This window comes from Microbispora sp. NBC_01389, assembly GCF_045040095.1.
GTDB lineage: Bacteria > Actinomycetota > Actinomycetes > Streptosporangiales > Streptosporangiaceae > Microbispora.
This window is the reverse complement of record NZ_CP109552.1, coordinates 4809111-4834679: the sequence shown is the minus strand read 5'-3', so window position 1 is coordinate 4834679 and position 25569 is coordinate 4809111. Positions and strand designations below refer to the sequence as shown.

Genomic DNA, 25569 nt, shown 5'->3' with positions numbered 1-25569 from the left:
CGCCCCGCCGCCCCCGCTCCCTGCCGCCCCTCCCCGGTGTCACCGGACGGTGGTGGCGGTGGTCCAGGAGGCGTAGAGGTCGGCGTACACGCCGGGCTGGGCGGCGAGCACGGCGTGGGGGCCGCGCTGGACGATCCGGCCGTGCTCGAACACCAGGATCTCGTCGGCCGCCTGGGCGGTCGACAGGCGGTGGGCGATCGAGACCGCCGTACGGCCCCGGGTGACCCCGTCGAGCGCCCGGGCGAGCCGCACCTCGGTGGCGGGGTCCACGGCGGAGGTGGCCTCGTCGAGCAGCAGCAGGTCGGGGTCGGCGAGGTAGGCGCGGGCCAGCGCGACCAGCTGCCGCTCACCGGCCGACAGCGACTCGCCGCGCTGGCCGACGGGGGTGTCCAGACCGGCCGGGAGGCCGTCGAGCCAGTCGGCCAGGCCGAGCTCGGTCAGAGCCCGCGTGATCTCCTCGTCGGTGGCGGAGGGACGCCCGAAGCGGATATTGCCGGCCAGGGTCGAGTCGAACAGGAAGCCGTCCTGGGGGACCATGACGATCCGCTCCCGCAGGGAGGCGAAGCCGACCTCGCGTAGGTCGGCCCCGTCCACCAGGATCCGGCCGGAGGTCGGGTCCATGAGCCGGGTGAGGAGCTTGGCGAAGGTCGTCTTGCCCGAGCCGGTCTCCCCCACCACCGCGACCCGCGTACGCGGGGCGATCTCGGCCGACACCTCGTGCAGGACGGGCGGCCCGCCCGGGTAGGCGAAGCCGACGCGCTCGAAGCGGACCTCGATCGGGCCGCGCGGCAGTGTCGCGCCGTTCTCCGGGTCGGCCACATCGGCCGGGGTGTCGAGCACGCCGAGGATGCGGCGCCAGCCCGCGATCGCGTTCTGTGCCTCGTTCAGCACCTCGGTCGCGGTCTGCAGGGGGCTGACGAACAGCGTGATCAGGAACAGGAACGCGATGAGCCGGCCCGCCGTGATGGACCCGGAGACGCCGAGCTCGACCCCGGCGACGACCACCAGCGCGACGGCGGCCGAGGCGACCAGCTCGGTGGTCGGGAACGTGAAACCGACGATCTTCTGGGCCCGGGTCTGCGCCGCGCGCATCCCGTCCACCGCCCTGTCGATCCGCTCGGCGGTGCGGTCCTCCGAGCCGTACGCGCGGATCACCGCGCTGCCGACGACCGACTCGCTGACGGCGGCGAGGACGTCGCCGGCCCGCTCGCGCACCCGGGTGTACGCCTTGGCCACCAGGCGCTGGAACCGCGGCAGGGCCAGCATCACCGGCAGGAAGCAGGCCCACACCAGCAGCGTGAGCTGCCAGGAGTAGACGGCCATGAGCACGGTCGCGACCAGCAGCTGGCCGACGGACACGATGACCATCAGCCCGCCCCACTGCATGAAGGAGCTGATCTGGTCGACGTCTCCGGTAACCCGCGAGACCAGGCCGCCGCGCCGCTCGCTGTTCTGGGTCAGCACCGACAGGTCGTGCACGTGCCGGAAGCCCTTGCCGCGCAGGGTGGCCAGGCCCGACTCCGTGGAGCGGTAGAGCCGCACGTTCATCAGGTAGCCGCACACCGCGGTCAGCGCCACCGCGACCGCGCACAGGGCGACGGCGTCGCGGATGAACGGCACGTCGGGCGCGCCCTGCCCCAGGCCCCGGTCGATCACCTGCTGCACGGCGACCGGCACCACGACCTTGCCCAGCGTGGCCAGCACGGCCAGCGCCAGGGTCCCGGCGATCCCGCGGCGGAACTCCGGCGACAGCCGCAGGCCCTGCCTGAGGGTCTCCACCGCCCCGCGCTCCGCCGACCGCAACGCGGTGGTCTCCCCGGTCTTCCCGCCGGTCTTCCCGTCGGTCTTCCCCGTGTCCGTGACGGCGGTCACCGGGCCACACTCCTCACTGAAAGCCGTGAAAGGTTCGTCATGCCACGACCTCCTCGCCGCTGTCGAGCGCGGCCCGTTCGGCCTCCTCGCGCTCGTACGCGGTGACGAGGGCGCGGTAGCCCGCGCAACGGGCCAGCAGCTCCTCGTGCGCGCCGTGGTCGGCGACGACGCCCTGCTCCAGGTAGACGACCTCGTCGGCGAGGGCGATCGTCGCCATCCGGTAGGCGACCACGATCACCGTGGCCTCGGCCGCGCCGTCGCGCAGGCCGTACAGGATGCGCTTTTCGACCTGCGGGTCGACGCTGGAGGTGGCGTCGTCGAGGATCAGCAGCCGGGGCTCGCGCACGAGGGCGCGGGCCAGCGCGAGCCGCTGCCGCTGCCCGCCGGACAGCGTCGCGCCGCGCTCGCCGATCCGGGTGTCGAGGCCGGACGGCAGCGCGCTGACGAACCCGTCGGCCTGCGCGAGGCGCAGCGCGGCCCAGACCCGCTCGTCCGGGACGGCCTCGCCGAGGGTGACGTTGCCGCGCACGGTGTCGTCGAACAGGAACGTCTGCTGCGGGACGAGCGCCACCGAGCGGCTGACCTCCCCTCTGGCCGCGTCGCGCAGGTCGACCCCGTCGACCCGTACGACGCCCTCGCCGGGGTCGACGAGCCGCGCCAGCAACTGGGTGAGGGTCGACTTGCCCGCGCCGGTCGGGCCGACGATCGCGGTCGTGCGGCCCGGCGCGACCGCGAAGGTCACGTCCTTCAGCACCGGGTTGCCGGGGACGTAGGCGAAGCCGACGCCCTCGGCGGCCGGCCGGGCCGGGCCGGAGGCGTCCAGGCGGGCCGTGCCGTGCTCCATGGAGCCGGTGGCGTCGAGGACCTCCCTGATCCGCGTCCAGCCGACGACGCTGCGCGGCAGCTCGGCCAGCACCCAGCCGAGCGCCCGGACGGGGAAGGACAGGAGCGTGAACAGGTAGGCCACCTGGATCAGGTCGCCGGCCGCGACGCCGCCCGACTCCAGGCGCACCGCGCCGACGAGCAGCACGGCCAGCACGCCGAGCGTGGGCAGCGCCTCCAGCAGGGGGTCGAACAGGCCCCGGACCCGGCCGACGGCGATGTTGGCGTCCCGCAGCGCGTCGGCCTTCGCCTGGAACCGGGTGGTCTCGGCGTCCTCCCGGCCGAGGGTCTTGACGACGAGCGCGCCGTCGAAGCTCTCGTGCGCGACCTCGCTCACCTCGGCCCGCAGCGCCTGGGCCCGCATGGCCAGCGGCGAGAGCCTGCGCTGGTAGACCAGGTTGAGCACGGCCACGGCGGGGAAGATCAGGAAGCCGACGACGGCGAGGACGGGGTCGACCAGCACGATCGCCACGGCGGCCGTCACGAGCATCACGACCACGCCCACCGCCATCGGCAGCGGCGCGAGCGGGGCCCACGCCGCCTCGACGTCGGAGTTGGCGTTGGACAGCAGCTGCCCGGTGGGGTGGCGGTGGTGCCAGGCGAGCGGCAGCCGCAGGTACTGGCGGGTGACCGCGCGGCGCGAGTGGGCCTGCATGCGGTACTGGTGAATGCCGGCCATGATCCGGCGGCCCATGACGCCCGCGGCCTTGAGCACCGCGACGCCCATGATCAGCGCCGCCGCGGCGACCAGCCCGCCGGTGGCGGCCTCGTGGTCCCGGAACGCCGGCAGCAAGGCGTTGTCGGTCGCCCAGCCGAGCGCCCAGGACGAGGCGACGGTCATCCCTCCGTAGAGGGCGCTGGCGAGGACCGCGCCGATGAAGATCCGCGGCTCCGTCCTGATCGCCACGCCGAGGACCTTGAGACCCTGGAGCATGATCGAGCTGCCGGGCCGCGCGGGAGACTCCTTCGTCGGCACGCGGGGTGTTTCCTTCCGGTCGGGGATCGTCCGGGGTCCGCTCCCTGTGAGCGCCCCGGACGGGGACGATACCCATGCGGGCGGGCCGCCGGATCGGCCGGAGGGCCCACGCCCGGCCGAGCCATTGGTCCTAGTGCCCCTCCCGCCGGTTTCCGCCCCGGGCAGACCCGGGCAGACCCCGGCAGTCGCGGGCCCTAGATACTCCCTATCATCCTGATCAAGCGGTTTATTCCGGCCGTTCCGCTTCGGAGCGGCCGGGGCGCCGGCCGTAGGCTGATCACGTGACTCACGCCCGTACGGAGCGCGCGGCGCTCTGCGACCTGCTCGACGACCTCGGCCCCGGCGCGCCCACGCTGTGCGAGGGCTGGGCCACCCAGGACCTCGCGGCCCATCTCGTCCTGCGCGAGCGCCGCCTCGACGCGGCCCCCGGAGTCGCGCTGCCGCTCCTGGCGGGCCACACCGCCGCCGTGCAGGAGCGTCTCACGCTGCGCCACTCCTACCCCGAGCTGGTGGGGCTCGTGCGGAACGGCCCGCCGCGCTGGACGCCGTACGGACTGGTGCCCGGCCTGGACGCGGTCGTCAACACCGTCGAGCTGTTCGTCCACCACGAGGACGTGCGCCGGGCGCAGGCCGGGTGGGAGCCGCGGGAGCTCCCCGAGGACCTCCAGGAGACGCTCTGGCGGCGGCTGCGGGGCGGCGCCCGCCTGTTCATGCGCGGGGCGCCGGTGGGCGTCGTGCTCCGGCGCCCGGACGGGACGAGGACGGCGGGCCGCATGGCCGAGCCCGCCGTCGTGGTCACCGGCGAGCCGGCCGAGCTGCTGCTGTTCGCCTTCGGCCGGCAGGAGCACGCCCGGGTGACCTACCAGGGGGACGACCAGGCGGTCGCCCGGCTGCGGCAGGCGAGATTCGGCCTGTGATCAGGCCACAGTGGGAACTGCCCGGAATTCCCACGTAAACATCTTGATATGGGGCAGCATGTGATCCAGACATGAGTGTTTGGGAGCCCCGATGAACCTCAAAAAGGTCCTGACCTATGTGGCCGTCGCGTTTGTGATCTTCTACTTGTTCACCCAGCCGGCGAACGCCGCCGCCGCGGTCAGGAACCTGTTCGGAGGCATCACGACGGGCGCGGAGCGGCTTTCGGCCTTCTTCACCTCGCTCGTCTCCGGCTGACCGCCGGGGCGGGCGTGAGGCGGCGCCGCGTCCGTCTCAGCCGCGCCTCCAGTCCGTCTCACGATGAGAGCGGAACGGGCTCGTGTCCTCGCGGCTAGTTATGATCATTCCTGCCGCCGGGTACAAACGTCCGGGAAACCGACAGCAGGAGGCCCCCCCGATGAAGTTGAAGAAGGTTCTTACGTACGCGGCCATCGCGTTCGTAGTTTTCTACCTCTACAACCAGCCGCACGCGGCGGCGGGCGCCGTCCGTGGCGTGTTCGACACGGTCAACACCGGGGCCAGCCGGCTCGCCACCTTCTTCACCTCGGTCCTACCCCGGTCCTGAGCCGGTCCTGAGCCGGTCCTGACTGAGCCGACCCTCGCGGCATCCCGGCCGCGAGATCCCTCACGGGGCCGTGAAGGAACCCGTTCCGGCACGGCCACGCTCTCCCGACAGGGCCCACCGGGCCCACAGGGCCGGCAGGGCAATCGCCCTCGCTCCGCCGGCTCTTCCCACCCGTCTCTCCGACCCGTCCCCTCAGTTCGTCACCTGACGCACCGGGCACGCCACTGTCCGCGACCGAAGCCGCGGCCGCCAGGCCGGGTCTTTCGCAGTCCTTCGCGACCCTTACCTCACTCGGGAACGGCGAGGTGCGCGTCACCGGTCCAGCCCCTTTACCCGTACAGGCCGCTCTCACACCAGCCCGCTCTCACACCAGCCCGCTCTCGAACCTGCCGGACCGGCGGAGTCGCCGCCCGGCGACGGCGGCTCGCGCGGCCTATGCGGCGACGGCGGATACGGCGCGAGCGATCGTGACGGCCACGACCGTCACGGCCCGGCTCCGCCCACCCCTCGCCCCGACAAAGCATGATCTTTCCCCACCAAGAAGAGAAAAGGGCGCGAAATCACTTATGCCCGATTCGTCCGCATGTCGCCCTGTTTATAGCTGAATGCCTGGACGGCTACGGCAGGCCCGGTGACCATTGGAGATGCCGATCCGGATCACCCCCACGCCCGTTCAGGCAGGAGACGTCAGCAGGACAGGAGGCAGTATGCCCGCCATGCGATTCCCGAGCCCGCTCGGTCTCGCGGTCCTCGCCGCCATCGGTCTCGCGGCCGCGCAACCGGCGCCCAGAGCGTTCGCCGAGACGGTCGTCCCCGTCGCCCACACCGGTTCCGCCCACCAGGTGTCCGGCCGGGGCTGTGACGGCCCCTACCAGGCGCAGTGGCAGTACCAGTCGCAGGCGTCCTCCTCGCTCGGCACCGGCCCCGCGGCCTTCCCCACGGCCATCGTGGAGATCGACGACGACTGACCGGCGACCGACCTTCGAGGACGTACGGGGCAGATCAGACGTACGGGGCAGGCCGGGCGGTGGAGTGCCCGGCCTGTCCTGCGTCTTCAGCGTGTTCCGCGTGTTCCGCGTGTTCCCCGTGTTCTGCCTGTTCAGCGTGTCCAGCGGACCGGGTGACCGGCCGCCCGCAACGTGTCCTTGACCTCGTGGATCTTGAGCTGGCCGAAGTGGAAGACCGAGGCGGCCAGCACGGCGTCCGCTCCGGCCTCCACGGCGGGCGGGAAGTCCTCCAGCCGCCCGGCGCCGCCGGAGGCGATGAGGGGGACGCTCACCGCGGCCCGTACGGCCCGCAGCATCTCCAGGTCGTACCCCGCCTTGGTGCCGTCGCCGTCCATCGAGTTGAGCAGGATCTCTCCGACGCCCAGTTCCTCTCCGCGCCTGGCCCACCCCACCGCGTCGATGCCGGTCCCCCGGCGCCCGCCGTGCGTGGTCACCTCGAAGCCCGAGGACGTGGGCGGGCCGTCGACCACCCGGCGCGCGTCCACCGACAGCACGATGCACTGGGACCCGAACCGGCGGGACGCCTCGGTCAGCAGCTCCGGCCGGGCGATCGCCGCGGTGTTGACGCCGACCTTGTCGGCGCCCGCGCGCAGCAGCCGGTCCACGTCGTCGGCCGACCGCACGCCGCCGCCGACGGTCAGCGGGATGAACACCTGCTCGGCCGTACGGCGCACCACGTCGAGCATGGTCTCCCGCTCACCGGAGGACGCGGTGATGTCGAGGAAGGTCAGCTCGTCGGCGCCCTCGGCGTCGTACCGCGCGGCCAGCTCGACAGGGTCGCCCGCGTCCCTGAGGTTCTCGAAGTTGACGCCCTTCACGACCCGTCCGGCGTCGACGTCGAGGCAGGGGATGATGCGCACCGCAACCGTCATCGCTCAGCCCCCGCCGCCGCGCGCCGCGCGGTAGGCCTCGACCTCGACCTCGACCAGCATGCGATGGTCGACGAGCCCGGCGATCTGCACGCTCGTGCAGGCGGGCCGCACGTCGCCGAAGATCTCCCCGTGCGCCTTGCCGACGGCGTCGAAGTCGTCGGCGTTCACGACGAACATGCGGGTGCGCACCACGTCGGCCCGCGTCGTGCCGGCCTTCTCGACGGCGTCCAGCGCGATCGAGAAGGCGGTGAGCGTCTGCCGGTAGGCGTCGCCCACGTGCTGCACCTCTCCGCCGACGGTGGCGGTGCAGCCGGACACGAGCACGTGCGGCCCGGCGACGACCGCGCGGGCGTAGCCGTACCGGTCCTCCCAGGGACCGCCGGAGGAGATCCGGCCCTCGGGCATCTGCGCCGAGGGTGGCGGGGCCGGTGGCTGTACGGGCGTCTGGGCAGACGTCTGGGCAGGTGTCGGGATGCTCATCCGGCTGTCACCGCCGCGAGCGCCTCCTGCAGCGTGAAGGCCCGGGCGTACAAGGCCTTGCCCACGATCGCGCCCTCGACGCCGTCCGGCACGAGCGTCGCGATGGCCCGCAGGTCGTCGAGCGACGACACCCCGCCGCTGGCGACGACCGGGCGGTCGGTCCGCGCGCAGACCTGCCGGAGCAGGTCGAGGTTGGGACCGCGCAGCGTGCCGTCCTTGGTCACGTCGGTGACGACGTAGCGGGGGCAGCCCTCGGACTCCAGGCGGTCGAGGACCTCCCACAGGTCGCCGCCCTCCTTCGTCCAGCCGCGGGCGGCCAGCGTGGTGCCGCGCACGTCGAGCCCGACCGCGATGCGGTCGCCGTATTCGGCGATCGCCTTGGCGCACCACGCCGGGTCCTCCAGCGCGGCGGTGCCGATGTTGACCCGGCGGCAGCCGGTGGCCAGCGCGGCCTCCAGAGTGGCGTCGTCGCGGATCCCGCCGGACAGCTCGACCTGCACGTCGAGCCTGCCCACGACGGAGGCCAGCAGCTCGCGGTTGCCTCCCCGGCCGAACGCCGCGTCGAGGTCGACCAGATGGATCCACTCCGCGCCGGCCTCCTGCCAGGCGAGGGCGGCGGCGAGCGGATCCCCGTACGAGGTCTCCGTCCCCGCCTCGCCCTGCACGAGGCGTACGGCCTGGCCGTCGGCGACGTCGACGGCGGGGAGCAATACGAGCGACATTGGGTCAAGACCTCCGGTCGAAAACGATGGTGACGAGCACCGGGAGCAGCAGGATCGAGCCGAGGAAGACGCCCAGCCGGGCCATCCACGACTCGAACAAGATCCAGGCGAGCGCCTGGACGAGGAACCACAGGGTGACCGCGACCCCGTTCTCGGTGCGGCGGCGGCGGGCGAGATACCCCCGCTGCCGGGCGACCCGCACCAGCCGCGCGGGCCGCGGGAGCACCGCGGCCCGGATGGGCCCGACGAGCCTGCCGCGCAGCTCGCGCCGCCTGGCGGCTCTCGCGTCGCGTTCGGCGCGGGCCGCCGCGAGGCGCTCGCGCTCGGCCTCGCGCTCCGCCCTCCGGCGGGCCCGCTCCTTGCTCATCGAGCCTCCCGCTCAGGTCTCTCGGTCACGGCTCTGGTCTTGTGGTCACGACTGCGATCACGACTGCGATCACGACTGTGGTCAGGTCAGGTCTGGTCACAGCCGCGGTCAGGGCTCTTCTGGTCACGGTTATAGCCCGGCCCGGCCGCGTCCACGTCCGTTTCCAGGCTCATTCCCAGGTCGGTGCCCATCTTCTTTCCCGCATTCCTGATCGCGTTCCTGATCGCGTCGTTGTTCATGTCGCGCACCGCCGCTCCCCAGTGTCGCACCGCCGCACCGGGATGCCGCGTGCCGCGCCCGCTCACAGCGTGCTGAGCCAGTTGGACAGCAGCCGGGCGCCCGCGTCCCCGGACTTCTCCGGGTGGAACTGGGTCGCCATGAGCGGCCCGTTCTCGACGGCGGCCACGAACGGCACGCCGTGCTCGGCCCAGGTGACCAGCGGTTCGCGGAAGCCGTCGCCCGTCTGGAGCAGCCACTCCCGCACGCCGTAGGAGTGCACGAAGTAGAAGCGGGTCGCCTCGTCGAGCCCCTGGAACAGCACGCTGCCCTCGGGGGCGGTCACGGTGTTCCAGCCCATGTGGGGCAGCACGGGCGCGTCGAGCCGCTCGACCGTGCCCGGCCACTCGCCGCAGCCCTCCGTGTGGACGCCGTGCTCGACGCCCTTGCCGAACAGGATCTGCATGCCGACGCAGATGCCGAGCACCGGCCGGCCGCCGGACAGGCGGCGCCCGACGATCTGGTCGCCGCGCACGCTCTTCAGCCCCTCCATGCAGGCGGCGAACGCCCCGACGCCGGGGACGACGAGCCCGTCCGCCTCCACGGCCGCGTCGAAGTCGGCGGTGACCGTCACGTCGGCGCCGACCCGGGCGAGCGCCCGCTCCGCAGACCGGAGGTTGCCCGATCCGTAGTCGAGCACCACCACGCGCCTGCTCACTGCCACCACATCACTCCCGCGGTCAGGGCCAGGGCCGCGCCGACGCCGGCGATCGCCGCCAGCAGCTTGATCCCCTGCCGTATGCCGGAGACGACCCCGCCGATCAGGAATAGCGCGATGAAGATCATTCCCCCGGACGCGAAGGTCATCAGAGGACGCCCTTCGTGCTGGGCACCCCGGTCGCCCTCGGGTCCCGCTCCGACGCCTCCCGCAGCGCCCGCGCGAGCGCCTTGAACTGCGCCTCCACGATGTGGTGCGCGTTGCGCCCGTACGGCACGTGCACGTGGAGGCAGACCGCCGCCTGCGCGACGAACGACTCCAGGATGTGCCGGGTCATGGTCGTGTCGTAGTCGGGACCGATCATCGGGGCCATGCCCTCGGGCTCGGTGTGGACGAGGTACGGCCGGCCGGACAGGTCCACGGTGACCTGCGCGAGCGCCTCGTCCAGCGGGCAGGAGGCGCTGCCGAACCGCCGGATGCCCGACTTGTCGCCCAAGGCCTCGCGGAACGCCGCGCCGAGCGCGATCGAGGTGTCCTCGATCGTGTGGTGGGCGTCGATGTACAGGTCGCCCTCGGTCTTCACGGTGAGGTCGAACAGGCCGTGCTTGCCCAGCTGGGCGAGCATGTGGTCGTAGAACCCGACGCCGGTCGCCACGTCGACGATCCCGGTGCCGTCGAGGTCCACCTCGACCAGCACCGACGTCTCCTTCGTCGTACGCTCGACCCGGCCGCGCCGCTCGTCGATCTCGGTCATGCGAGGACCCCCTCCAGCGCGGCGCGGAACGCCGCCATCTCTTCCGGCGTGCCGACCGACACGCGCAACCAGCCCGCGGGCCCGGTCTCCCGGATCAGCACCCCGCGCTCCAGCAGTCCCTCCCAGACGGACCGCCGATCGGGAAACCTGCCGAACAACACGAAGTTGGCGTCCGAGTCGGCGACCGTCAGGCCGCGTCCCCGCAGCCAGTCCACCGTGGCGTCCCGCTCGCCGCGCAGCGCGTCGACCGTGCCGAGCAGCTCCTCGCGGTGCGCGAGAGCCACCCGGGCCGCCGCCTGGGTCAGCGTGGACAGATGGTACGGCAGGCGGACCAGCAGCAGGGCGTCGACCACCGCCGGGTCGGCGGCGAGGTAGCCGAGCCGGGTGCCGGCCATCGCGAACGCCTTGGACATGGTCCGGGTCACCATCAGCCGGGGGTTGCCGGGCAGCAGCGTCAGCGCCGACGGCGTGCCGGTGCGGGCGAACTCGGCGTACGCCTCGTCGACGACGACCATGCCGGGCGCGGCGGCGAGGACCCGCTCGATCACCTCCAGCGGCAGGGACGTGCCGGTCGGGTTGTTCGGCGAGGTCAGGAACACCACGTCGGGGCGGTGCTCCTCTATCGCGGCCACGGCGGCGGCGGGGTCGAGCGCGAAGTCCTCCTCGCGCAGTCCCTCGATCCACCGCGTGTTCGTGCCGCCCGCGATGATCGGGTGCATCGAATAGGACGGCTCGAACCCCATGGCCGCGCGGCCGGGGCCGCCGAACGCCTGCAGTATCTGCTGGATGATCTCGTTGGAGCCGTTGGCCGCCCACATCTGGCGTGCGGTCAGCCCGTGGCCGAGATAGTCGGCGAGGTCCTTGCGCAGCTCGACGGCGTCCCTGTCGGGGTAGCGGTTGAGCGTGGCCGCGCCCCGCCGTACGGCCCGGGCGAGGTCGTCGATCAGCGCGGCCGGCGGCGGGTAGGGGTTCTCGTTGGTGTTGAGCTGCACCGGCACGTCGAGCTGCGGCGCGCCGTACGGCTGTTTGCCGCGCAGGTCGTCGCGGATCGGCAGGTCGTCGAGGGTCGTCATGAGGGCACTTCCCAGTCGAAGCGGGCGCGGACGGCGGCGCCGTGGGCGGGCAGGTCCTCGGCGTCGGCGAGCGCGCAGACATACGGCGCGGCCCCGGCCAGCGCCTCGCGACTGTAGTCGACGACGTGGATGCCGCGCAGGAACGTCTGCACCGACAGCCCCGAGGAGTGGCAGGCGCAGCCGCCGGTCGGCAGCACGTGGTTGGACCCGGCCATGTAGTCGCCGAGCGACACCGGCGCGTACGGCCCGATGAAGATCGCGCCGGCGTTGCGCACGCGGGCGGCGACGGCGGCCGCGTCGGCGGTCTGGATCTCCAGGTGCTCGGCGGCGTAGGCGTCCACGACCTTCAGGCCGTCCTCGACGTCCGAGACGAGCACGATGCCCGACTGGCGGCCGGCCAGCGCCTCCGTGATGCGCTCGGAGTGGCGGGTCGCGGCGACCTGGCCGGGCAGTTCCTTTTCCACCGCGTCGGCCAGCTCGGGGCTGGTGGTGACCAGGACGGCCGCCGCGATCACGTCGTGCTCCGCCTGACTGATCAGGTCGGCGGCGACGTGGGCGGGGTCGGCGGTCTCGTCGGCGAGGATCGCGATCTCGGTCGGGCCGGCCTCGGAGTCGATGCCGATGCGTCCCTTGAGCAGGCGCTTTGCCGCCGCCACCCAGATGTTGCCCGGGCCGGTCACCATCGCGACCGGGCGGCACTCCTCGGTGCCGTAGGCGAACATCGCCACCGCCTGGGCGCCGCCCACCGCGTACACCTCTTCGACGCCGAGCAGCGCGCAGGCGGCGAGGATCGTGGGGTGCGGCAACCCGCCGAACTCCTTCTGCGCGGGCGATGCCACGGCCAGCGAGGCGACCCCGGCCTCCTGGGCCGGGACGACGTTCATGACCACGCTGGACGGATAGACGGCCCGGCCGCCGGGGACGTACAACCCCACCCGGTCGACCGGGACCCAGCGCTCGGTGACCGTGCCGCCCGGCACGACCTGCGTGGTCGTGTCGGTGCGCCGCTGGTCGCGGTGGACCAGGCGGGCGCGGCGGATCGACTCCTCCAGCGCGGCGCGCACGGCCGGGTCCAGCTCCGCGAGCGCGCGGGTGATCGCCTCGGCGGGCACCCGGGCGGACTCGATATCGACGCCGTCGAACCGCGCGGTCAGCTCCCGTACGGCCGCCGCGCCGCGATGGCGGACCTCCTCGCAGATGGGCCGCACCTTCTCCAGGGCGGCCTCGACGTCGAGTTCGGCTCGGGGCAGCACGTCGCGCAGGTCGCCGGGCAGGGACCCGCGCAGGTCGATACGGGAAATCACCGTCCCAGTCTACGGACGACCACAGGCACATCCGTGTGTGTCCAGCATTCGGGACGGGCGTTTCACCGGCGCGCGTATCCCTCTGGAGCTGGGACGTCGTGCCGATCGCCCGGATTCGGGCCCGGCGCTTGACAGGTTTTCGGGCGCCGATCCACACTCTCGGGCGACATCGGTCATGTTCGGTCAGTCGAAAAGAGAGTCGCGTGCTTCCCGCCCAGCGCCACCAGCGGATCATCGAAACCCTCGGGCGCAAGGGGACCGTGCGTACCGAGGACCTCGCCGCGCTGCTCGGCGTGTCCCACGAGACCGTACGGCGCGACCTGGCGGTCCTGGAGCGCCGGGCGCTGCTGGTCCGGGTGCACGGCGGGGCGACCTCGGCCCCGTCGGGCACCGGGGAGGAGCTGTCCTACCTGGAACGCTCGACCAGCCAGTCCGGGGCGAAGGCCGTGATCGGCGGGCTCGCGGCGGGGCTGCTGCGGCCGAGGCAGACTGTGATCATCGACGTGGGGACCACCGCGGTCCACCTGGCGCGGGCCGTTCCGCCGTCGTTCCGCGGGGTGGTCGCCACCTGCTCGCTGCTGGTGGCGGCCGAGCTCGCCGGCCGTCCCGGCGTCGAGGTGCTCGTGGCGGGCGGGCGCGTCCGGCAGGGCGACCTGGCCGTCTCCAACGCCTGGACCGTGGAGTTCTTCGAGGACCTGCGCGCCGACGTCGCCTTCGTCGGCTCGGGCGGCGTGGACGCGCACGCCGGGCTCACCGACTATTTCCTGGACGAGGTCGCGACCAAGCGCGTGATCCTCGCCCGCACCGCGCGGACGTACGTGCTCGCCGACACCGAGAAGCACGGCAGGGTCGCCGCCTACCGGGTGTGCGGCCTGGACGGCCCGTCCGGTCTCGTCACCGACGCGGAACCTTCGCCCGCCCTCGCGTCCGCCCTGGCCAGGGCGGGTACGGAGGTGATCTCCCCTTGAGCCCGCGCGTGACCGCCGCCGGTAAGATGCTGATCATCACCGGCTCGCGGCACCGGTGGCGAGGAACGGCATGGTGACGAGATCGCGACGGAGGGCCTTCGAGCATGGCTGTCATCCACAAAACCACGCTGACGCCCGGCAAGCTGGAGCTCCTCGCCGCGTGGCTTCCTTCCCAGCCCTGGTACGAAGGTGGGGACCGCCACCCGGAACTCGCCAGAGCCGGCGGCTTCCGGCTCGACGACCCGCGGGGTGAGGTCGGCATCGAGTTCATGGTCGTCACCGACGACTCCGGCGACGAGCCGCTCTCCTACCTCGTGCCGCTCACCTACCGGGGGGCGCCGCTCGACGGAGCGGATCATGCCCTCATCGGCACCGCCGAGCACGGGGTCCTCGGACCGCGGTGGATCTACGACGGCGCCCATGACCCGATCCTCGTCGCACAACTTCTGGCGCTCCTCCAGGGCGCGGCCGAGCCGCAGGCCCAGAGCGTGAGCAACACCCCCGACCCCTCCGTCGTCAGCGGCTTCACGGGACCTCAGATCACGGGACCTCAGATCACCGGCCCGGTCACGTCGCCGGCCGCGGCCGGCGGACCGAGATGCACCGACATCGCCGTACGGACAGACTCGGTCGTACGGGCAGACTCGGTCACACAGGCAGGTGCGGTCACACCGGAAGGCTGGGCGGAAGGTCCGCAGCGCGGCCAGGACGGAGGACTGGTGATCCGGGTGAACCGCGTGCTGCCGCCCGGCGAAGAGGACACGACGGGGGCTCAGGGACACGTGACGGCCGGCTGGCGCCTGCCGGACGGCACCGAGGCCCGGGGCGTGTTCGCCACCGTCCGGAACGCTGCACCCTGACGCGACCCGCGCCCGACCACACCGCTCCGACCACACCGCCCCTACCGCGTCCCTGCCCTGCCGCAGCCTGGCCGGGCGGCACCGAGGCCAGGGACCTGTTCGCCGCCGCCCAGAACGCCGCACCGTAACGCGACCTGCGCCCCGAACACGCCCACCTGCCGCACCCTTGCCCTGCACCGCCCTGCCGCACTCTTGCCCCTCCACCCCCTGCCGCGCCCCTGAGCGTGCACCGCCATGCCGGACGGCACCGAGGTCCCGGTATTTGGCCGCCGTCCGGCGCGTGGCGGCCCGACGCACCCTCGCTCATCAGCCTTGTCCCCCAGCCTGTCTCTCCCGCTGCCTGCTCGCGCCCTCTGCCCCGCCGTTCGCTGACGCCCTGCTACTCCCAGTTCACGGCACTCGCGACGGAGGTCGGCCCAAATAACCGCCTCGGCCACAGTTGCGACTTCACGGCGCTGGCTCCAGTCCTCCGGTGTGGCCGGCCCACCCACCCCTCACTCCGCCACAGCCTGCCCGCCCCGACTCGCCGCAGGCTCTGCCCAGAAAAAGGCAATTAGGGAGAATGCCCGGAAAATCCTTTTGATGGAGGGCAACCTGCAGCTCCAACAATGTAGCCGGCAAGGCTGTTATCGACAGCGGGAGCATGGGAGAATTCATACAGGCTTTCGAATTGGTAAATGAGGAGGTGCCATGGGTCTGTTCGGCTTTGGTCCTGGCGGCCTTCATCGTTCGAATGATTGCGACGACGCCGAACACGGAGCAACCGGCAGCGAGGCGGCCGGTCCTGGCACTGGCCGCAGATACAACAGCAGCGGACCGGATCGCGAATCCAGTGACCCTGGATTCGACGGCACTGGATTCGGAGGCACTGGATTCGGAGGCACCGGATTCGGAGACACCAGAGCTTCGGCGGGCGCCGACGCCGACGGTCGTACCAGCCATCGGGAACGGTCGTCGTGGATGCTGGTGGCATCATTGCGCGAGACGGCGCAGGCGTTGGCGTTGACGCCGGCACCGGATGCGCCGGAGATTTGTCTGGCCGAAGCCGAGGACCTGCTGTTCGCCCGTGACCGGATTATGAGTGCGCTGGCCGAGCGCGTTGGCCGCGTACATCGAACGGGACAGGCCAAGCAGCATGGGCACGCCTCGACGCGGACCTGGTTGCGCACCGTTGGGGGAATGAGCACTCCTGAGGCGGGTCGTTTGCTGACTCTCAGCGAGGAGCTTTCCCGTCTGCCGGAGGTGGCGCGGCGGTTCGCCTCAGGCGAGATGGCGGCCGGGGTGGCGGAGGCCATCTGCGCCGCGACAGCCGGGATGTCGGATGACAATGCCGCGCTGGCCGAGCCGATTCTGGTGGAATTGGCCGAAAAGGCGACCGCCGCGGAAGTCTCCAAGGCGGGACGGTATCTGCGGGCACTGCTGGATCCCGACGGGGAGGAGCAGGATGAGCAAGCCGACTACCAGCGGCGCTTCATGACGGTACGCCCGACCAAGAACGGCGGAGTGGAAGGGCAGTTCTACCTTCCCCGCGAGGCGGCCGCGCGCCTGATGACCTTGCTGCAGACCTACGGCAAGCCCAGAGCCGAGGGAGACGACCGGCCGCGACGGGTGCGTAACGCGGACGCGTTCATCGCGCTCCTCGGGCAGAAGGTCGCCGCCGAGCTTCTTGTGATGGTCAGAGCCGAGTCCCTTCCCAATGACGACCCCGTCACGGGCGGCGCCCCCAGCCCCGGAAACGCCCCTGCTTCCGACAAAGGACCGGCCACCGCCGACAGCCCCCTTCCCGACAAGGGGCCGGTCCCTGACGACGACCCCGTTCCAGCCGGAAATCCGGGTGCCGCGAAGAAGGCCGAGCCCGACTGCTCGGAGTACAGCGGCCCGGAGTACAGCGGCCCGGACAGCACCGCTGCGGCCGATGACGATCCTGCTGGCCGTGTGTCCGGTGACTGCTTCCAATCCAGCCGCGTTCATCCCGCTTACGGCGATGGTGTCCCTGCCCCCGCCCCCGCCCCCGCCCCCGCCGACGGAACCAGGACGGAGCAGGCCGCACCCGACCAGGCCGCACCCGACCAGGCCATTCCCGACCAGGGCAGAACTGAGCAGGGCAGAACTGAGCAGGGCAGTCCTGAGCGGACTGCGGCCGCGGGAAAAATTCCGGAGGAACCGGTGGCAATCCCGGAGGAACCGGAGGGGACACCAGACGAACCGGAGGGCACACGAGACGGACCGGAGGGAGGGCCGGGGACACCGACGGCTTTGGCGTGGGCGCTGCTCGGGACCGCGCCCGGGCTGTTGCTGGCGACCGGGCAGATGCTCCCCGTTACCAGCGTGCATCGCCTGGCGCGCACCAGCGCTCTGGTCCGGATCGTGATGGATGCCGACGGGCAGGTGCTCGACATGGGCCGCAAGGTCCGCCTCGCCACGCCCGCACAGCGCCGGGCGGTCTTCGCCCGGTACGCCACCTGCTGGGTCGAGGGCTGCCCCCTCCCCGCCACGATGTGCGAGATCGACCACGCCGACAACTGGTGCAGCGGAGGGCTGACCGACCTGAAGCTACTGGGACCGGCCTGCCAGTTCCACAACCGCGATCGCTACCGCCGTCCCGGCCGCTACCTGCGCCGGAAGGTCGGCGAAGATCGCTGGGCCTTCACCTACCTTGGCCGCTTCGCTTCCTTCCGGCAACGCGAGTGAGCCCACTGGTACGGCCGGCCCTGGCCCGCCTGCTCGGCTTTCCTGCTGCCTGCCTCGGCCCGATCGGCGCGGGCAGGCTCGGCGCGGAAGCAGTGGCCGGGCAGTGCGGAAGCGACGCGGGGACGGAGAGGGATGCGGGGGCGGCAGGGACGACTGGACGGGGAACGGCGGGGGTGCCGCCGTTAGGCTTGCGGGCGTGAGCAAGACCAAGAGCAAGGGCGGCCAGAGCACTCCGGCGACGGTCGCCCTCACGCAGGCGAAGGCGGAGTTCACCCTCCACCCCTACGACCACGACCCGAACGCACAGGCGTACGGCGAGGAGGCGGCCGACGCGCTCGGAGTGCCGTACGAGCGGATCTTCAAGACGCTGGTGGCGGAGACCGAGGCGGGCCTGGCGGTCGCGGTCGTACCGGTGGCGGGCAAGCTCGACCTCAAGGCGTTCGCGGCGGCGCTGAAGGGCAAGCGGGCGGCGATGGCCGACGCGGCCAAGGTCGAGCGGACCACCGGCTACGTCGTCGGAGGCATCAGCCCGCTCGGCCAGCGCAAGCGACTGCCGACCGTGGTGGACGAGTCGGCGCTCGGCTTCGAGACCGTCTACTTCTCCGCCGGGCGGCGTGGCCTGCAGATCGAGACGGCACCGGAGAACCTCGTCCGGCTCGCGCAGGCGGTGACCGCACCCATCGCCAAGCTGTGAATGGCCAAGCTGTGAATCGCCAAGCTGTGAACCTGTCGACTGTTGCCATCGCCGGTACGGCTCGCCCGCCTCGACACTGGCGACAGCCGGATAGATCGGGGGAAGTGTGAGCGAACACGGCGAACAGGCCGGCCACCACGACGGCCACCACGACGGCGGGCCGGCGGACCTGACGGCGACGGAGATGGCCGCGCTGCTGCGGGCCCGGGAGGTGAGCGCCGTCGAGCTGACGCAGGCGTGCCTGCGGCGGATCGAAGAGACGAATCCGCAGGTCAACGCCATTGTGACGCTTACCGCCGAGCGGGCGCTCGACCAGGCCGCGCGGGCCGACGAGGACCTCGCACGTGGCCTGGTGCGCGGCCCGCTGCACGGCATCCCGGTCGCACACAAGGACCTCGCCGACACCGCCGGCGTGCGGACGACGTACGGCTCGCGGGCGTTCGCCGACCATGTGCCCGTCGAGGACGATCCCCTGGTGCGGCGCATCCGCGAGGCGGGCGGGATCGCGCTCGGCAAGACGAACACCCCCGAGTTCGGCACCGGGTCGCACACGGTCAACGAGGTCTTCGGCGCGACGCGCAACCCCTACGACCTGTCGAAGAGCGCGGGCGGCAGCAGTGGCGGGGCCGCCGCGGCGCTGGCCTGCCGGATGGTGCCGTTCGCCGACGGTTCGGACATGGGCGGCTCCCTGCGCAACCCCGCGTCCTTCTGCAACGTGGCGGGCCTGCGGCCGACTCCCGGCCGGGTGCCGTCGAAGTCGCCGACGGCGGCCTGGTTCACGCTGAGCGTCGCGGGACCGATGGCCCGTACGGCCGGCGACCTGGCACTGTTCATGTCGGCAATAGCCGGGTTCGACCCGGTCTCTCCGCTTGCAATTCGTGAGGACGGGTCGGCCTTCGCGGAACCGCTCGACATGGACCTCACGTCCGTCCGGGTGGCCTTCAGCCCCGATCTCGGAAGCCTGCCGGTCGACCCGCGTACCGCGACGGCGACGGCGCGGGCGGTGGAGGCGCTGGCCGGCCTGGGCGTGCAGGTCGAGCAGGTGGACCTGGACCTGTCCGACGCGGAGGAGGCGTTCCGCGTCTACCGGTCGTGGCACTACGCGCTCACCTTCGGCGACTTCCCCGAGGTGGGCCCCAACGTGGCGTGGAACGTGGAGCAAGGACGGAAGGTCACCGGAGCCGACCTCGGGCGGGCCGAGCGTCTGCGCACCCGGCTCTGGCACCGCATGCGGCGCTTCTTCGGCCGGTACGACTTCCTCGTGGCGCCCGTCAGCCAGGTGCCGCCGTTCCCGGTCGGGCAGCCGTACGTCACGGAGGTGGCCGGGGTGGAGATGCCCGACTACCTGGCCTGGATGCGCTCCTGCTACTGGATCAGCGTGCTGCACGCGCCCGCGATGTCGGTGCCCTGTGGTTTCACGTCCGACGGGCTCCCGGTCGGCCTGCAGATCGTCGGCCGGCCGTGGGCCGACATGGACGTCCTGCGTCTCGGGCACGCCTTGGAGCAGGCGACCGGCTTCTGGCGGACCGCTCCCCGCCTGCCCGAGCCGGCAGTGTGACCAGCAGTGCGACCAGCAGTGCGACCAGCAGTGCGACCGGCGTGCGACCGGCGTGCGACCGGCATGGCGACCGGCATGGCGACCGGCAGTCAGGCTTCGCGCTGACGGTAGCTCACGGCGAACTCGACGACCCAGTAGATCGCGGTGGACAGCAGGGGCCAGGCGAACAGCACGCCGTACGCCGTCACTCCCAGGGATGTCGTGGTGGTGAAGCCGCCGGGTCCCGCCGCCTGGACGGTCCCCTTCGCCGACGTGCCGGCCAGCAGGGCGACGTACGCGGCGAGCAGGCCGCCGCCGGCGAGCCCCACGAGCACCTCGACCGGCGGGTGGCGGCGCGACAGCACGTACGCCGCGATGCCGGAGGCCAGGCCGAACGCACCGGTGACCACGGCGAACCAGCCGTCGGCCTCGATGAGCGACTGCGTCTCCGGGTCGATGGGCTTCCGCATTCCCTCGACGATCACGTAGCGGGTGGCGGGGGCGAGCACCGACCACACGTACCCGGCGACGGCGCCGAGGAGGGCCAGCACCAGGACGGTCACGACGACCGTCGCCAGATTGCCCTTCACATGCCGCACCGTCCCGATAGTACTCACATAGCGATCGAATTCGGTCCCGTACTCTTGCAGCACCGAGTGCGGGGGACGCACGGCATGGGTGGGGCCAAGGAGGCCGAGTGAGCGAAGAGGTATGGCAGATCGACCCGTCGGGCCCGCTGCGGGGCGACGTGGAGGTCAGGGGATCGAAGAACGCGGTCTCCAAGCACATGGTGGCGGCGATGCTCGGAACCGGTCCGAGCACCCTGCAGAACGCGCCCGAGGTCGGCGAGGTGGGGCTGACCGCCGCCATGCTCGAAGCCCTCGGCATCCATGTGGACATCACCCCCGGTGAGATCACCATCGAGAGGGGCAGCGACATCCGGCCGCGGGTCCCGGAGGAGTACACCGGCCTCAACCGGATCCCGATCCTGATGCTCGGCCCGCTGCTGCACCTGGCGGGCGAGGCGTTCGTGCCGCTGGTCGGCGGCGACCCGATCGGCAGGCGGCCGGTGAACTTCCACGTCGAGGCGCTGCGGTCGATGGGCGCCGAGATCGAGGTCGGCGACAACGGCATCACGGCCAAGGCGGCCCGGTTGCGCGGGAGCCGCATCTCGCTCCCCTACCCCAGCGTGGGCGCGACCGAGACGATCCTGATGACCGCCGTGCTCGCCGAGGGCAAGACCGTCATCAAGGGCGCCGCCATGGAGCCCGAGGTGGTCGAGCTCGCGCTGTTCCTCCAACGCATGGGCGCCATGATCGAGCTCAGCCCCGACCGGCGCATCGTCATCGAGGGCGTCGAGCGCCTGCACGGCGCCTCCACCTGGCTGGCCGGCGACCGCATAGAGGCGTTCTCGTACCTCGTGGCGGGCCTGGTGACGGGCGGCGAGGTGCGGGTGCACGGCTGCCACCAGGACCGGCTGGTCACGGCCATCACGACGCTCGCCAGGATGGGCGCGCGGTTCGAGATAACCGACGACTGGCTGTGCGCCTCCGCGCCGGACGGCCTGCGCGCGGCGGCCGTGCAGACCGACACCCATCCCGGTTTCATGACGGACTGGCAGACGCCGCTCATGGTGCTGTTCACCCGCGCCGAGGGCATGTCGGTGCTGCACGAGACGGTCTTCGAGAACCGCCTGGTGTACGTGCCCGCGCTGCAGAAGATGGGCTGCGAGATCGAGGTGTTCGCCCAGTGCCTCGGTGGACCGGCCTGCCGCTACCACGACACCAACGCCAAGCACTCGGCGGTCGTACGGGGCATCTCCAACCTGCGCGGGGCCGACGTCACGCTGCCCGACATCCGCGCCGGGTTCTCCGCGGTGCTGGCCGCCGCCGTCGCCGAGGGCACCTCGACCCTGCGCGGCGTCAACCACATCGAACGCGGGTACCACAGGCCGTTCGAACAGTTCACCTCTCTCGGATTGAAGATCAACAGGCTGACGTAAAGCTTTTCGTCTCCCGGGTTTGGGAGAACGCCAGAGGTCGCACTGATATCCCGTGACCTCTCGTCTCCTCGGCCACGTTGATCTCGGGCGCGTCGGCCTCGGGCGCGCCCTCCTCTCGCTGAGCCTGTGCGGCGCGGCCGGAGGCGGACTGGTCGCCGGGCTGGTCATGCCCTTCGTGGGCGGGGCCGGCCTGGCGGCCAAGCGTGCCGCGTCCGCGTTCACCGAGCTGCCCGCACCGCTGCGGGAGGAGCCGCTGCCCGAGATGACGCGGCTGCTCGACCGCGACGGCCGGCAGATCGCCCAGTTCTACTACCAGAACCGGCAGTCGGTGCCGCTGAGCGCGGTCGCCCCGGTCATGCGGCAGGCCATCGTGGCCATCGAGGACTCCCGGTTCTACGAGCACGGCGGTCTCGACCTCAAGGGCACGCTGCGTGCGCTCGTCACCAACACCCGGGCGGGCGGCGTCCGGCAGGGCGGCTCGTCCATCAGCCAGCAGCTCGTCAAGAACATCATGCTGACCCAGGCCGAGACGGAGCAGGAGCGCGCGCAGGCCCTCGTACGCACCTTCCGCCGCAAACTGGACGAGCTGCGGTACGCGCTGGCGCTGGAACGCAAGTACACCAAGGACCAGATCCTGGAGCGCTACCTCAACATCGCCTACTTCGGCGCGGGCGCGTTCGGAGTCCAGGCGGCGGCCCGGCGGTTCTTCGGGGTCGACGCCGCCGATCTCTCACTGACGCAGGCCGCCACGCTGGCCGGCGCGGTGCGCACGCCGTACGACACCGACCCCTCCCTGGGCGACGACCACAGAGGGCGGCTGCGCGCCCGGCGCGACCTCGTCCTGAGCCGGATGGCCGAGCTCGGGCTGATCGGCCGGGACCGGGCCCGGAACGCGGCGGCCGCGCCGCTGGCGCTGCACCTGCGTCCCGAACCCGGCGGCTGCGCGGGCAGCGCGTACCCCTTCTTCTGCGTGTACGTCGAGCGGGAGGTGCTGACGAACCCCGCGTTCGGCTACACCAGGGCCGACCGGGAGCGGCGCCTCCAGCGGGGCGGCCTCACGATCTGGACGACCATCGACCCGGCCGCGCAGCGGGCCGCGGACCGGGCCGTCGCCGCGCGGGTCAGCCCGCGCGACAACCAGGTGGCGTCCGAGACGATGATCGAGCCCGGCACCGGGCGCATCCGCGCGATGGCGGTGAGCAAGCGGTACGGGCGCAACCCGCACGACCGCGCCCTCGGGCGCAACACCACTTACAACCTCGCGGCCGACGTCGCGCACGGCGGCGGCCTCGGCCTCCAGGCGGGCTCGACGTTCAAGGTGTTCACGCTGGCCACCGCGCTGAAGCAGGGGATGCGGTTCGGCGACGGCTTCACGATCCCCGGTTCGTACGTCCCGTCGTACGGTTACCGCGACTGCTCGGGCCGGGCGGTGAACGACCCTCACACGGTCATCCACAACGCGGGCGGCGAGGGCGGCGGCGGGCCGTACAGCCTGGAGATGGGCACCTGGCAGTCGGTCAACATCTTCTACATGCGGCTGGAGCGCGAGGTGGGGCTGTGCGACGTGGTCTCGACGGCCCGCTCGCTCGGCATCCGGCGCGCGGACGGCGCGCCGCTCCGCGAGGTGCCGACGTTCACGCTGGGCGCCAACGAGATGGACCCCACGACCGTGGCGGCGGCGTACGCGGCGCTGGCCTCGCGCGGCCGTTACTGCAGGCCGATGGCCATCGCGGCGGTCGTGGAGCACGACGGCACCCGGACCGAGGTGCCGCCCGCCTGCGTGACCGCACTGGAGCCGGCCGTCGCCGACGCGGTGAGCCACGTGCTCACGGGGGTGTTCACCAGGGGCACGATGCGCGGGCAGTCGATCGGCCGCCCCGCCGCGGGCAAGACGGGCACGAACAACGGCTACACCTCGGCCTGGTTCGCGGGGTACACGCCCGGCTTGGCCGCCGCCGTCAGCGTCGGGGACATTCGCGGCTCCTACCGCTATCCGCTCACGGGGGTCACCATCGGCGGCCGGTACTACGGCGCCGTCCAGGGCGCCTCGCTGCCCGGCCCGATCTGGGTGGACTCCATGCGCGCCGCCCTGCGGGGAACCCCGGCGTACGACTTCACCCCGCCGGACATGTCCAGGTTCGGCGGGGGCTTCACGCCGGGCCTGAAGGAGGCGCTGGAGAAGCAACGCAAGAAGCAGGAGAAGGAGAAGAAGAAGCGGGAGGCCGAACGCCGACGGCACGACGACGCCGCGTCCCAGACGGGCGGTACGGCGTCCGGCGGCGCGGGGACCCCCGGAAACCGGGCCACCCCCGCGCCCGGAAACGGCAGCCACCCCCTCGCCGCGGGAGGCGGGACGTTCCCCCTCGCCGCCGGAGGCGGCCGGGTTACACCGGCCGCGGGAGGCAACCGGGTTCCTCTGGCCGCGGGAGGCGGCCGGGCAGCTCCCGCCGTTTCCCCGATGCGCTTCCCGGCGGCCGGCCACGACTTCTCCCAGACCTTCGCCCGGATGTTCAGCCCTGACGTCGCCCGGACCTTCGCCCGCGTCTTCGGCCACAACCCGCCGGTCGCCTCCGCTGCTCACACGCCGGTTCGAGGCTCCTCTCCCCACGCGCCTGGCCGCCGTACGGGTTCGGGCGACGCACCGGCCGCCACCGGCAGAACAAGCAGCAGCACACGGGGAGGGATCAGTCACACCCGCCACCACGGCGCTCCTCGGCGAAACACCCTGCGAAGCGGTCACTGAAGCACTTATCGGCGCCCCTGCAGCACACGCAGAGCAGTCGGCGCCTGACGCGGGCAGTGGGACTCGGGCTCACCCACCGTCCCGGTTCCGGGCTCTCTCCTCCTCCGCCGCGTGCAGGCCCGCCTCGATCACCGCGTTCATGATCGGTGCGAGCCGCCGTACGCCGAGGCGGGGGGCGCGCCGGGCCATGCCCTCGACCAGGCGGCGCTCGCGCTCCATGTCCCGTCCCCGGAAGCCGCCGACGGGCTTGAGCCGCTGGATCCGCGCGGCCAGCAGGGCCCGTCGTTCGAGGAGGACGGCGAGAGCCGCGTCCACCCGGTCGATCTCTCCCCGGGCCTCGGTGAGGGTCCGCGGGGACCACGGGCGGACGAGGGCCGCCAGGACGGTCGCCACCTCGTCGGCCGCCGCGCGTGCTTCGGGTGGTGCGGCGGGGTCGAGCAGCAGGCCGTCGGCCCCCGCCGCGACGGCCGCACCCGCGAGGCCGCCGTCGCGGCCCAGCGCGGCGAGCACCGGCCGGCCGGTCCGCTCCCGCGCGGCGCGCATGAGCGCGAGGTCGGGCGCTGAGCGGAGGGCTGAATCGAAAGCCGCATGGGCGGCCGAGTCGGGAGCGGGGTCGAGTGCGGGGTCGAGTGCGGGGTCGGGGTCGAGTGCGGGCACGAGATCGGACGGCGAAAGGCGGGACGCCGTGACCGCCGGTTCCGTACTGCCCCTGCTCTCGCAGAGCACGATCGCCTCGTTGCCCTCGACCGCGCAGTCGTCGGCGACGGCCAGCCACTCCTCCAGCGTCGCCGCGCGTCCCCGCTGATCGACCCTCCGCAGGATGATCACGGGCAGCCCGAGCCGGGCCGCGGCGCGGACGAGGCAGGGTTCGCGGGCCCAGTCCGGTCCGATCACCACCGCGTCGGCGTGCCGGGCCACGGCGGGCAGGTCGGCGGCCGAGGAGGGCTCCACCAGCAGCGGCCCGGCCCAGCGCGCCCTCATCTCCCCGACCCTGTCCCCGATCGTCTCGCCGACCGCTTCCTCGAGAGCTCCGACCGCTTCCTCGAGAGCTCCGGCCGCTTGGGCCTGCGGCGGGTCATCGTCGGCGGGCAGACGCAGCCACCGGGCGTTGTCCCCGCCGATCACCACCACGGGGAGCCCGTGACCGATCATCAGGTCGCCGATCCGTACGGCGTCGCGGTCGAGCTGGACTGCCTTCGACATGCGGGCTCCTCGCAGGCCGGGAAATTCTGTTCAGTAGCTCTGGCCAGATCGTTCTGACAACGAAAAAGGCAGAGACGCTGGCGTCCCTGCCTCAAGCCGGCTCCGGATGGTCGCTAGCTCACGATCG

General features: G+C 72.2%; 25 protein-coding genes. 11 read left to right on the top strand and 14 right to left on the bottom strand.

What is annotated here, in order from left to right:
• Positions 1 to 39: 39 nt before the first annotated feature.
• Positions 40 to 1872 (bottom strand): ABC transporter ATP-binding protein, encoded by a 1833-nt coding sequence (locus OG344_RS21880; RefSeq protein WP_405084658.1) that lies wholly within the window; start codon positions 1870 to 1872, stop codon positions 40 to 42.
• A 37-nt stretch (positions 1873 to 1909) separates the two neighbouring features.
• Complete coding sequence (locus OG344_RS21875; RefSeq protein WP_405089138.1) at positions 1910 to 3688, bottom strand: ABC transporter ATP-binding protein; 1779 nt, start codon at positions 3686 to 3688, stop codon at positions 1910 to 1912.
• 323 nt (positions 3689 to 4011) lie between these two features.
• Here OG344_RS21875 and OG344_RS21870 point away from each other — a divergent pair, with 323 nt between their 5' ends.
• The 4 genes from OG344_RS21870 to OG344_RS21855 all read left to right on the top strand — a co-directional run bounded on the left by OG344_RS21870 (position 4012) and on the right by OG344_RS21855 (position 6199).
• Positions 4012 to 4647 carry a TIGR03085 family metal-binding protein gene (locus OG344_RS21870; protein WP_405084657.1) on the top strand — a complete coding sequence of 212 codons (636 nt, stop codon included), beginning with the start codon at positions 4012 to 4014 and terminating at the stop codon, positions 4645 to 4647.
• A gap of 91 nt (positions 4648 to 4738) precedes the next feature.
• Positions 4739 to 4903: a hypothetical protein gene (locus tag OG344_RS21865; RefSeq protein WP_167521588.1), complete on the top strand. Its 165-nt coding sequence runs from the start codon at positions 4739 to 4741 to the stop codon at positions 4901 to 4903.
• A 160-nt stretch (positions 4904 to 5063) separates the two neighbouring features.
• On the top strand, positions 5064 to 5231 hold the full coding sequence (locus tag OG344_RS21860) for a hypothetical protein (protein ID WP_165900427.1): 168 nt from the start codon (positions 5064 to 5066) through the stop codon (positions 5229 to 5231).
• A gap of 707 nt (positions 5232 to 5938) precedes the next feature.
• Positions 5939 to 6199, top strand: coding sequence for a hypothetical protein (locus tag OG344_RS21855; protein ID WP_405084656.1), 261 nt, complete (start codon positions 5939 to 5941; stop codon positions 6197 to 6199).
• A gap of 131 nt (positions 6200 to 6330) precedes the next feature.
• Here the strand turns inward: OG344_RS21855 and hisF are convergent, their stop codons facing one another.
• The 10 genes from hisF to hisD all read right to left on the bottom strand — a co-directional run bounded on the left by hisF (position 6331) and on the right by hisD (position 12744).
• The gene (gene hisF / locus OG344_RS21850) at positions 6331 to 7110 is read right to left on the bottom strand and encodes an imidazole glycerol phosphate synthase subunit HisF (protein WP_405084655.1); all 780 of its coding nucleotides are present in this window, start codon (positions 7108 to 7110) and stop codon (positions 6331 to 6333) included.
• A gap of 3 nt (positions 7111 to 7113) precedes the next feature.
• The gene (locus tag OG344_RS21845; protein ID WP_327045164.1) at positions 7114 to 7515 is read right to left on the bottom strand and encodes a RidA family protein; all 402 of its coding nucleotides are present in this window, start codon (positions 7513 to 7515) and stop codon (positions 7114 to 7116) included.
• Between the two features lie 71 nt (positions 7516 to 7586).
• Positions 7587 to 8312, bottom strand: coding sequence for a bifunctional 1-(5-phosphoribosyl)-5-((5-phosphoribosylamino)methylideneamino)imidazole-4-carboxamide isomerase/phosphoribosylanthranilate isomerase PriA (priA, locus tag OG344_RS21840; RefSeq protein WP_327045163.1), 726 nt, complete (start codon positions 8310 to 8312; stop codon positions 7587 to 7589).
• Between the two features lie 4 nt (positions 8313 to 8316).
• A complete protein-coding gene (locus OG344_RS21835; RefSeq protein ID WP_405084654.1) occupies positions 8317 to 8679 on the bottom strand; it encodes a hypothetical protein in 363 nt (120 codons plus the stop codon).
• Positions 8680 to 8765: 86 nt separating this feature from the next.
• Positions 8766 to 8927, bottom strand: coding sequence for a hypothetical protein (locus OG344_RS21830; RefSeq protein WP_405084653.1), 162 nt, complete (start codon positions 8925 to 8927; stop codon positions 8766 to 8768).
• A 53-nt stretch (positions 8928 to 8980) separates the two neighbouring features.
• Positions 8981 to 9613 (bottom strand): imidazole glycerol phosphate synthase subunit HisH, encoded by a 633-nt coding sequence (hisH, locus tag OG344_RS21825; RefSeq protein ID WP_327049565.1) that lies wholly within the window; start codon positions 9611 to 9613, stop codon positions 8981 to 8983.
• Positions 9610 to 9762, bottom strand: coding sequence for a hypothetical protein (locus tag OG344_RS21820; RefSeq protein ID WP_165900426.1), 153 nt, complete (start codon positions 9760 to 9762; stop codon positions 9610 to 9612). The genes hisH and OG344_RS21820 overlap by 4 nt, the downstream gene beginning before the upstream one ends.
• On the bottom strand, positions 9762 to 10367 hold the full coding sequence (hisB, locus tag OG344_RS21815; RefSeq protein WP_405084652.1) for an imidazoleglycerol-phosphate dehydratase HisB: 606 nt from the start codon (positions 10365 to 10367) through the stop codon (positions 9762 to 9764). The genes OG344_RS21820 and hisB overlap by 1 nt, the downstream gene beginning before the upstream one ends.
• Positions 10364 to 11440, bottom strand: a complete 1077-nt coding sequence (locus OG344_RS21810; protein ID WP_405084651.1) for a histidinol-phosphate transaminase — start codon at positions 11438 to 11440, stop codon at positions 10364 to 10366. Before OG344_RS21810 ends, hisB begins: the two co-directional genes overlap by 4 nt.
• Positions 11437 to 12744, bottom strand: a complete 1308-nt coding sequence (gene hisD / locus OG344_RS21805; RefSeq protein ID WP_327045159.1) for a histidinol dehydrogenase — start codon at positions 12742 to 12744, stop codon at positions 11437 to 11439. Before hisD ends, OG344_RS21810 begins: the two co-directional genes overlap by 4 nt.
• A 203-nt stretch (positions 12745 to 12947) precedes the next feature.
• On the opposite strand from hisD, the gene OG344_RS21800 reads away from it, so the two are divergent.
• The 5 genes from OG344_RS21800 (at position 12948) to OG344_RS21780 (ending at position 19515) form a co-directional block, all read left to right on the top strand.
• Positions 12948 to 13712 carry a DeoR/GlpR family DNA-binding transcription regulator gene (locus OG344_RS21800; protein ID WP_405084650.1) on the top strand — a complete coding sequence of 255 codons (765 nt, stop codon included), beginning with the start codon at positions 12948 to 12950 and terminating at the stop codon, positions 13710 to 13712.
• 104 nt (positions 13713 to 13816) lie between these two features.
• Positions 13817 to 14572: a maltokinase N-terminal cap-like domain-containing protein gene (locus OG344_RS21795; RefSeq protein WP_405084649.1), complete on the top strand. Its 756-nt coding sequence runs from the start codon at positions 13817 to 13819 to the stop codon at positions 14570 to 14572.
• Between the two features lie 690 nt (positions 14573 to 15262).
• Entirely contained in the window at positions 15263 to 17263 is a 2001-nt protein-coding gene (locus OG344_RS21790; protein WP_405084648.1) for a DUF222 domain-containing protein, read from the top strand.
• A gap of 196 nt (positions 17264 to 17459) precedes the next feature.
• Positions 17460 to 17957, top strand: coding sequence for a Cys-tRNA(Pro) deacylase (ybaK, locus tag OG344_RS21785; RefSeq protein ID WP_150933113.1), 498 nt, complete (start codon positions 17460 to 17462; stop codon positions 17955 to 17957).
• A 106-nt stretch (positions 17958 to 18063) separates the two neighbouring features.
• Positions 18064 to 19515 carry an amidase gene (locus tag OG344_RS21780; RefSeq protein ID WP_405084647.1) on the top strand — a complete coding sequence of 484 codons (1452 nt, stop codon included), beginning with the start codon at positions 18064 to 18066 and terminating at the stop codon, positions 19513 to 19515.
• Between the two features lie 89 nt (positions 19516 to 19604).
• Here the strand turns inward: OG344_RS21780 and OG344_RS21775 are convergent, their stop codons facing one another.
• Complete coding sequence (locus tag OG344_RS21775; RefSeq protein WP_405084646.1) at positions 19605 to 20093, bottom strand: hypothetical protein; 489 nt, start codon at positions 20091 to 20093, stop codon at positions 19605 to 19607.
• A gap of 98 nt (positions 20094 to 20191) precedes the next feature.
• Between OG344_RS21775 and murA the strand changes: the two genes are divergently transcribed.
• Complete coding sequence (murA, locus tag OG344_RS21770; RefSeq protein WP_150933110.1) at positions 20192 to 21496, top strand: UDP-N-acetylglucosamine 1-carboxyvinyltransferase; 1305 nt, start codon at positions 20192 to 20194, stop codon at positions 21494 to 21496.
• Positions 21497 to 21548: 52 nt separating this feature from the next.
• Positions 21549 to 24239, top strand: a complete 2691-nt coding sequence (locus OG344_RS21765) for a transglycosylase domain-containing protein (protein ID WP_405084645.1) — start codon at positions 21549 to 21551, stop codon at positions 24237 to 24239.
• 69 nt (positions 24240 to 24308) lie between these two features.
• Here the strand turns inward: OG344_RS21765 and OG344_RS21760 are convergent, their stop codons facing one another.
• A complete protein-coding gene (locus OG344_RS21760; RefSeq protein ID WP_405084644.1) occupies positions 24309 to 25442 on the bottom strand; it encodes a chorismate mutase in 1134 nt (377 codons plus the stop codon).
• Positions 25443 to 25569: the final 127 nt, after the last annotated feature.

What these genes read in the sequence shown, in the direction of transcription:
- OG344_RS21875 (WP_405089138.1), bottom strand. Translation starts at nt 3,688, where the DNA reads ATGCTCCAGGGTCTCAAGGTCCTCGGCGTGGCGATCAGGACGGAGCCG.
- OG344_RS21865 (WP_167521588.1), top strand. Translation starts at nt 4,739, where the DNA reads ATGAACCTCAAAAAGGTCCTGACCTATGTGGCCGTCGCGTTTGTGATC.
- OG344_RS21860 (WP_165900427.1), top strand. Translation starts at nt 5,064, where the DNA reads ATGAAGTTGAAGAAGGTTCTTACGTACGCGGCCATCGCGTTCGTAGTT.
- OG344_RS21855 (WP_405084656.1), top strand. Translation starts at nt 5,939, where the DNA reads ATGCCCGCCATGCGATTCCCGAGCCCGCTCGGTCTCGCGGTCCTCGCC.
- hisF (WP_405084655.1), bottom strand. Translation starts at nt 7,110, where the DNA reads ATGACGGTTGCGGTGCGCATCATCCCCTGCCTCGACGTCGACGCCGGA.
- OG344_RS21845 (WP_327045164.1), bottom strand. Translation starts at nt 7,515, where the DNA reads ATGCCCGAGGGCCGGATCTCCTCCGGCGGTCCCTGGGAGGACCGGTAC.
- priA (WP_327045163.1), bottom strand. Translation starts at nt 8,312, where the DNA reads ATGTCGCTCGTATTGCTCCCCGCCGTCGACGTCGCCGACGGCCAGGCC.
- OG344_RS21835 (WP_405084654.1), bottom strand. Translation starts at nt 8,679, where the DNA reads ATGAGCAAGGAGCGGGCCCGCCGGAGGGCGGAGCGCGAGGCCGAGCGC.
- OG344_RS21820 (WP_165900426.1), bottom strand. Translation starts at nt 9,762, where the DNA reads ATGACCTTCGCGTCCGGGGGAATGATCTTCATCGCGCTATTCCTGATC.
- hisB (WP_405084652.1), bottom strand. Translation starts at nt 10,367, where the DNA reads ATGACCGAGATCGACGAGCGGCGCGGCCGGGTCGAGCGTACGACGAAG.
- OG344_RS21810 (WP_405084651.1), bottom strand. Translation starts at nt 11,440, where the DNA reads ATGACGACCCTCGACGACCTGCCGATCCGCGACGACCTGCGCGGCAAA.
- OG344_RS21795 (WP_405084649.1), top strand. Translation starts at nt 13,817, where the DNA reads ATGGCTGTCATCCACAAAACCACGCTGACGCCCGGCAAGCTGGAGCTC.
- OG344_RS21790 (WP_405084648.1), top strand. Translation starts at nt 15,263, where the DNA reads ATGGGTCTGTTCGGCTTTGGTCCTGGCGGCCTTCATCGTTCGAATGAT.
- OG344_RS21760 (WP_405084644.1), bottom strand. Translation starts at nt 25,442, where the DNA reads ATGTCGAAGGCAGTCCAGCTCGACCGCGACGCCGTACGGATCGGCGAC.